At 40.9% G+C, this 6,575-nt stretch carries 7 protein-coding genes; all 7 read right to left on the bottom strand.

Annotated elements, in window-relative coordinates; translation table 11 throughout:
- Positions 1 to 72: 72 nt before the first annotated feature.
- Positions 73 to 300, bottom strand: a complete 228-nt coding sequence (locus ACT3QQ_RS03880; RefSeq protein ID WP_444526989.1) for a hypothetical protein — start codon at positions 298 to 300, stop codon at positions 73 to 75.
- A 354-nt stretch (positions 301 to 654) separates the two neighbouring features.
- Positions 655 to 1,263: a TerD family protein gene (locus ACT3QQ_RS03875; protein WP_444523072.1), complete on the bottom strand. Its 609-nt coding sequence runs from the start codon at positions 1,261 to 1,263 to the stop codon at positions 655 to 657.
- Positions 1,264 to 1,296: 33 nt separating this feature from the next.
- A complete protein-coding gene (locus tag ACT3QQ_RS03870; protein WP_057760834.1) occupies positions 1,297 to 2,049 on the bottom strand; it encodes a TIGR00266 family protein in 753 nt (250 codons plus the stop codon).
- 205 nt (positions 2,050 to 2,254) lie between these two features.
- The gene (locus tag ACT3QQ_RS03865) at positions 2,255 to 2,830 is read right to left on the bottom strand and encodes a TerD family protein (protein WP_444523070.1); all 576 of its coding nucleotides are present in this window, start codon (positions 2,828 to 2,830) and stop codon (positions 2,255 to 2,257) included.
- Positions 2,831 to 3,299: 469 nt separating this feature from the next.
- Complete coding sequence (locus tag ACT3QQ_RS03860; protein ID WP_444526988.1) at positions 3,300 to 4,220, bottom strand: glutaminase; 921 nt, start codon at positions 4,218 to 4,220, stop codon at positions 3,300 to 3,302.
- A 254-nt stretch (positions 4,221 to 4,474) separates the two neighbouring features.
- Positions 4,475 to 5,533, bottom strand: a complete 1,059-nt coding sequence (locus ACT3QQ_RS03855; RefSeq protein ID WP_444526987.1) for a DUF475 domain-containing protein — start codon at positions 5,531 to 5,533, stop codon at positions 4,475 to 4,477.
- Positions 5,534 to 5,760: 227 nt separating this feature from the next.
- On the bottom strand, positions 5,761 to 6,336 hold the full coding sequence (locus ACT3QQ_RS03850; protein WP_057760825.1) for a TerD family protein: 576 nt from the start codon (positions 6,334 to 6,336) through the stop codon (positions 5,761 to 5,763).
- Between the last annotated feature and the right edge of the window lie 239 nt (positions 6,337 to 6,575).

The following is a 6,575-nucleotide window of genomic DNA, read 5'->3' as shown; positions in this document are numbered from 1 at the left end:
TTTGCTCAGCCAGTTTCTTGATGTCAGATTGGTTAGTCATTGCTTATTCTCCTGTTAGTGGATTATAAGCAGTTACACAGAGTTTGGGAAACTCCCCTCTATAAGATGGTAGGATGTGGCATCAATGGTCGTTCTACCTTCTGGACCAAGTACTCGGTCATATTTTCCAGAAGGTACAAAATGCGTAAGAATAGCTGCAATAGCACTAAATACAAATAATATGACATAAATATGCGGCATCTCAAATTTTTTCTTTTGCGTACTCACTAAATCTGTATCATCAATTTTGTTCTTTGACATGCTGCTTACTCCAAATTATCGTTTTAGAGAATATGATGTATCTTTCAATAGAAACTAAACTGTAATATATAAACAACTTATAATGTTGTGAGACGCACGAGATGAGCATATGTTCAACGAGTTGTACATTATGAACAACGAATGACACATTTTTTATACTATATAGAAGTTATCAGGAGAGGGATAAAATATCCTATTGAAATGCTAGTTGATAAATGTGGTAGAAAAGAGAGGTAGAAAGAAATTTTTAATGGGCTTTGATGCAATATCTATAGTTTTTGAATTAGAAAACCCAGCTATTATAAATAACTGGGTTTTTTTGACATTTTATGCGCTACTATAATAGCGATCTATTTACGCATGCGGTGTGATAGCAGGCATCAAGTCATGGAAGGTGCGACCAGAGGCTGTCTCGCCAATAGCATGCATTTTCCATTCATTATTGTGACGATAGACTTTTGCCATTATCATTGCTGTGTGTCCACCTTGTGCAGACAGATTATAACGCGCTACTTCGCTATTGTTGTTGGCGTTGACAATACGACAAAATGCATTTTCTACGGTTTCGAACGTCTGACCAGTAAAGCTATTTACCGTAAATACCAATGAAACCACATTGGCAGGTACTCTTGAGAGATCGACATTGATGACTTCATCATCACCATCACCGTCGCCAGTACGGTTATCACCAGTATGCACGATACTGCCGTCTTTCGATTTTAGCTGACTAAACCAAATAGCATCGACCGCTTGCTTATTAGCGTCAAACATAATGCATGAAGCATCTAAGTCGATAGAATCACCACCAGAACCGCCGCCGAATAATTTTCCTAAGAAGCCACCTTTTTTGTCCTGTGGCCCTTGAGCAACATCCCAGCCTAGCCCCAATTTAACTTGAGTAAGATCGCCGCCAGCTTCTTTGCTTAGGGAGATTTTTTGACCTTTTTGAAGACTAACTGCCATGTGAGTATCCTTATAATAATTGTGAGTAAAATGCTATAAAATATTATCTAAAAAGCCACCGCCGCCACCACGTCCACCTGAGCTACTACCTAGGACGCTTTGTATCCAACCTTGATAACTGTCACGGTTACGCGAGCAAATAATAACTTTGCCACTTCCTGAGAAGTTTAAAACCATACCTTCGCCACTGGTGACGGAGTTGATGATATTGCTCATGATGCCTTTTTTCTTACTGGTCGAAACTGACAGTTTATATTCAAGATTTGAATCCCAGCAGACCACATGACCGTTATCAATGATGACGTCTTTGTCTGGTGTAACATCAATCTCAAACAACGAGCCAAAACCAGAAACAACAACCTGACCTTGACCTTGTGTCTGCATCACCATAAAGCCGCCTGTGTCACCAAACACAGCACCGCCTAAATTGCGCTGAATATTGGCTCTGATATCGACGCCAGTTTGGGCTGCGACAAACGCACCATCACTCAGTGTATATTGCTGCTTGCCAACTTCTATGATTTGCATATCACCATCGAGCGTGGGCGCAAGCAAACAGTCACCTTCACCATTAACCGCTTCAATCTGCTGTTGAAACAATGATTCATCGTTTGCAAAGCGGCGCATCAGTGACTGCATTAGGCCACCTTGTAGCTTACCTTTCAGCTCAAGGTTAGACTCCATCATTACCATCGCATTGGCTTCACAATAAATTGAATCGCCTTTTTTAAGATTGCAGTGCAAAAAAGGTTCAATAGTACCGATTAAACTGAATGTTGCGGCCATGGCTTGCAAATCCTTATTCTAATATCTTTGTTAGGTGCTCTTAATATGTGTGCGTGCTTTTATAGACTCTATAATTCTAATGGTAAGCCAATTAAATTTAAAGCCATCAAATGCGTTAAAAGGGCACACTTGATGGCTTATCAGATCATAACCAGACGTCTGGTTATGAGAATCGGCTTGCTAAACGTTTACGCTAGTTCTAACGTTAAACATTTACGCCATAAGAGGCTGCTAATGGTCCAAGACCACCACTGAAACCTTGACCTACAGCACGGAACTTCCAGTCACCGCTATGACGATACAATTCGCCAAAGATCATTGCTGTTTCAGTGCTACCGTCTTCTGATAGGTCGTAACGAGCGATTTCAGATTCGCCATTGTCGTTTACAACGCGGATATAAGCATCACCAACTTGACCGAAATTTTGGTTACGTGCTTGACCTTCATAGATGATTGCGCAGATAGCTACTTTGTTGACGTCAGCTGGAATACTACCAAGATTGATTTTGATTTTTTCGTCATCGCCGTCGCCTTCGCCAGTACGGTTATCGCCAGTGTGTTCAACAGCGCCATTGTCTGATTTTAGGTTATTGAAAAAGATAAAGTCTTGATCGTTACGAACTTTACCTGCTTCATTGATCAGAAAACCGATTGCATCTAAGTCAAACTCTTGGCCGTCAGTGGCACGTGGATCCCAGCCTAAACCGACTGTAATGTTAGTTAAACCCGGCGCTTCTTTTGATAAGTTTACGTTGCCGCCTTTTGTTAAGCTAATAGCCATACAAATATCCTTTGGATTAATAGTTAAGTGGATTGGATAATAAAAAAGAAACTAAATAAAAGTTGTGCAGTGACTGATATACCAGCTGGAACAGTATAAGTAACTTAGCTGTGTGCCATGTACTGTATATCATTAGGTTTTACTATACTAAGCGTTTGCTTACTAAGCAAGGCGTATTTTGTGCACTTACTATATGCTTACTAAAGGACATAATACTTCTGTATCTTTGATAATTTCTAATCAACTTAGCAATAGTCGTTAAGATATTGTTATGAAAAGTAATGTTTCATACAACGAGAGTTTGGCGCAATGGTAGCTTCAAGAAAATAAACGATTGAAAAAGCACTGACTTACTATACGAGCTTAGATTAAATCAACTTATGGCTTACATATGCTTCGTAGCTAGTATAAAAGAGTATGAGCATGGCATGGTACCAAAAGCCTATTTGTAAAAATGTATATATAGCTCTTATTCTGCAAAAACCGACCAGCCTGTTTTTTGTACGAAACGCTCTAGCGCTTTTAACCCAAGCTTAGAGTTGCCTACATGATCAAGCCCTGGTGACCAAACAGCGATAGAACCTTTACCAGGTGCTATGGTTAAAATACCGCCACCAACCCCGCTTTTACCTGGTAAGCCCACGCGATAAGCAAATTCACCAGAACCATCGTAATGACCACACATCATCATCAACGAGTTGATACGGCGTGCTCGGTTTTCATTGATGACACGTATTCCTGAGTGCTTATCAACTCCGTTAGACACCAGATAAAGACCAGCACTGGCTAACTGTTGGCAATTCATTTCAATTGAACACTGATGAAAATACGTACCTAATACATTATCTACATCGTGTTTCAAACGATCAAAGGATTTCATAAAGTGCGCCAGAGAAGCGTTTCGGTCTTTGTGCGCCATTTCAGAAGCCGCCACTTTGTGATCAAAGCGAATGGATTCATCATCTGCAATGAGGTGAACAAATTGAAGAATTTCACCCAGTGTTTCTTTGGGTTCATGCCCCATCATAATAGCATCCACCACGGCAATGGCACCGGCATTGATAAATGGGTTACGTGGTCGGCCAGTCTCATGTTCGAGCATCACAATTGAATTAAAAGGATCACCAGATGGCTCACGCCCAACGTGTGTCCAAAGCGTGTCGCCTAGCTTGCCAAGACCAATGGTCAAGGTAAATACCTTAGAGATACTTTGGATGGAGAAGAGTGTGCTTGCATCACCTGCTGCATACATTTTCCCATCTGGAGTCGCTACGGCAATACCAAACTGATTAGGGTCGATATGGGCCAATTGTGGAATATAATCTGCCACTTTTCCACGGTCAGTTTCTCTTGCCATCTCTGCGGCAATATCATCAAGAATTTTTTGCATATTAATTGTATGGTCTTATCTTTGTGAGGTGACTTAAAATTGACGATTTTAATTGAAGATAGGGCAATAGTAACGGAATAAGCGCCATTTTAATCATTGATTATCTCAATTATTGAATATTCTTATATTTGAGTGCTTCAATGCGCCTTAGTAATATGGCAAAAATAGTATGACAAAAAAACAGGCCATACCTTGTGGTATGACCTGCTTAGATATATAGCTAGTTACAGACGGTATTATCCTGAGAAGATACCTTAGTTTAGGCTTGCTTTCTCAGCTTTACGATGCTGAAGTGATGCTAGCAGCGCCCAACCAATAAAGGCAATACCAATCAGGCCAGTGATAATCTCTGGTACATGGAACTTCACTGACAATAGCATAATCAATGCCAACGCACCGATTGCATAATGTGCGCCATGCTCAAGATAGATGAACTCGTCAAGCGTGCCTTTGTCTACCAAAAAGATAGTCATAGAACGTACGAACATCGCACCAATCGCAAGACCTAGCATGATAACAATCACGTCGTTGGTAATTGCAAATGCGCCAATCACACCATCAAAGCTGAATGAGGCATCTAAAACTTCTAGGTATAAGAAACCAATGATACCGCCTTTCATGATGGCACTGGTCGCCGCTGCGCCTGAATCGTTTTCTAGGTCTTCTTCAAGATCGCCCTCAAGCATGCCAGATACGACCTGCACACCAAGGTAAACTAAGATACCCCAAACACCAGCAATCAAGACAGCGCTTGCTTGATTATCATTAGCCCATGACACCGCAATCATCAACACAATAAGTGCGACAAATACGCTCATAGCATCGACTTTGCCTAGCTTGGCTAAACGGCTTTCAAGCCAACTGAACCAATGCACGTCTTTGTCATCAAAAATAAAGTTCAAGAATACTAAAAGTAAGAAGATACCACCAAATGCTGAAATTTCTGCATGGTGAGCCATTAGTCTTGCTGAGTACTCTTGAGGGTTATTCAATGCCAAATCGATTACTTGCATCATGCCAAGGTCAGCAGTAACGGCGACGATGACAATAGGGAAAACCAAGCGCATACCGAATACAGCAATTAGAATACCAACGGTTAAAAATATCTTTTTCCAAAATTCGTCCCAGCCCTTAAGGACTGAAGCATTGACCACCGCATTATCAAAAGATAATGAAATCTCCATAACGGCCAAAATAGCGGTAATAGAAAGAGTGGCTATCAAGCCGCCCATACCGCCATGTGAATATCCCCACCATGCTGCTATTGCCAAAGCAATCGCTGTGAAGATAAAGTCTAAATAAAAATGTCTCATGACACATCCTGTCTGGTTGCGTAAAGCTAAGGTCTACCTAGTATAGGCATGAACCGCAAAAAAGTGGTTATGACTAACCACTTTTTATGCATAATTTTAAACGAAACGTAAAGCATTACTAGTCATTTGGCCATTAAAAATTGTGACTATTTGCAACGATGGCGGTTTGCTATTTTGGACGTGATTACGGTGACTAATAATAGACTGAGTACCAGTGAATAATGGTGCTAGATATCAACACCGTATTGCTGACACATCGCTTGCAAGCCACCTGAATAGCCTTGACCAACAGCACGGAATTTCCATTCGCCGTTGTGACGATATACTTCGCCAAACACCATCGCTGTCTCAACAGAGTAATCTTCTGCTAAATCAAAACGTACGACTTCGGTGCCAGTCTCTTCGTTAACAACACGGATAAAGGCGTTGGCGACCTGACCAAAGTTTTGACTGCGAGCAGCAGCGTCATGAATAGTAACGGTTACGACTACTTTATCCACGTCAGCAGGTACTTGGGTTAGGTTTACTTTGATAACTTCATCATCACCGTCGCCTTCGCCAGTACGGTTATCACCAGTGTGTTCAACAGCACCATTGTCAGACTTCAGCTGATTGTAGAAGATAAAGTCATGATCGCCGCGCACTTTACCTGCGCCATTTAGTAAGAACACGCTGGCATCAAGATCGAACTCAGCACCAGAAGTGGCACGCTCATCCCAACCAAGACCGATAAGTAGCTTGGTCAAATTTGGGTCAGTTTTCGTTAGCGATAAATTACCGCCTTTATTAAGTGATAAAGCCATGGTTTTATCCTTCTTATTAGAAATTAGTGGTTTTATAAAATTATCGAAAAAAGGCGATGCTTGCACAACAACTGCGCAAATCCATCGCCTAGTAACGCTCTATCATAACAACAAAAAATGACCCAATCAAAGCTGATTGGGTCATTATTATATTTCATATACATTTGGCAAAAAACAGAATTTTCAGGTACTTAGACTACCACTATAAATATGTAGTTTTATATATATAAATCCTGTTT

The sequence above is a fragment of the Psychrobacter sp. AOP7-A1-24 genome, from assembly GCF_052376235.1.
Classification (GTDB): domain Bacteria; phylum Pseudomonadota; class Gammaproteobacteria; order Pseudomonadales; family Moraxellaceae; genus Psychrobacter.
This window is presented reverse-complemented; position numbering and strand designations above follow the sequence as displayed.